A 1,034-nucleotide genomic window follows, 5' to 3' on the forward strand; every position below is an offset into this window, starting at 1 on the left:
GTCTGGCCCGCTATGGAGATGACGAGGATGTATAAAATCGTCTACCTCCCTTTGGCGGAAGCGGACATTCTGGATGCCGTGGACTATATCGCCGGGAAGCTGGACGCCCCAAAGGCCGCGCAGGACTTGCTGGATGAACTGGACGATACGGTGGAGCGCATCTCCAAGTACCCATACGCCCACGAGCTGTATCGGACAACCCGGCCCATGCGGGATGAAATCCGCAAGGTGCCGGTGAAAGGGTATGTCCTGTATTACGCGGTGCTGGAGGACACGGTGGAGATCCGGCGCCTCCTCCATGGCCGCAGGGACCGGCAGAACATGGGACTGTAATTTCTGATACATGGTCAGGAACGCCCGCACGGTTGACCCGTGCGGGCGTTCCTGCTTCATCCTGCCAGCCGGTCTGTACTCTCCTGGTCCCCGATGTGGAGCAGGATGTCCAGCTCCGTGAGCCGGGCAGACTTCTCCGCCAATTCGGCCTCCTGGGGAAACGGCTTCTCCAGTTCTGCCTTTGCCGCCTCGCACTGCTGAAGGGTGTGGTCGATGGCGTCCTGTGTCTCCTGGATGCGCTGGGACAACCTGTCCAGCACATGGTCGATGCGGACAAGGTTCCCCTTGGCGTCCTGCCCAAGTTCTACGCTGTGCTCTGCGGAGCCCTTCAGTATGGCCTTATAGCAGAGTAAGCCGGTACAAAGCAGGACGGTAAAGCCGCGGTAGTGTCCTGCTTCCAGCATATTGTCACCCTTGACCTCGCTGCACAACGCCAGAAGAGCCTCGCCGGCCGATGTGCGGTCCTGGTAGGCCCAGTTCCCAATGGTCATGCCGGCAAAGCCGTCTTTCGGATGCGGGTGCTGTTCTGCCAGGGTAAGGTCGGCTTCCAGCGCCTTCTTCAGTTCCCGGTTCTCCCGCAGTCGTTTGGGATAGCGGTTGAGCAGGTTGTCCTCCATGCGGTAGTGCTTGCTCATGTAGTCCGATTTCAACAGCTTCAGCCGGGTCACGTCCACATCCAGCTCCATGCGCTCCTTGATGCG

At 59.9% G+C, this 1,034-nt stretch carries 1 protein-coding gene and 1 pseudogene; one reads left to right on the forward strand and one right to left on the reverse strand.

Annotated elements, in window-relative coordinates; all coding sequences use genetic code 11:
* On the forward strand, window positions 1-333 hold a 333-nt coding region (locus B5F94_RS15920; protein ID WP_087331567.1), incomplete at its 5' end, for a type II toxin-antitoxin system RelE/ParE family toxin.
* Window positions 334-389: 56 nt separating this feature from the next.
* Here the strand turns inward: B5F94_RS15920 and B5F94_RS15925 are convergent.
* Window positions 390-1,034, reverse strand: a pseudogene (locus B5F94_RS15925) (helicase); the annotation flags it as partial.

It is taken from the genome of Flavonifractor sp. An4 (assembly GCF_002161755.1).
GTDB classification, from domain to species: Bacteria; Bacillota; Clostridia; order Oscillospirales; family Oscillospiraceae; genus Flavonifractor; species Flavonifractor avicola.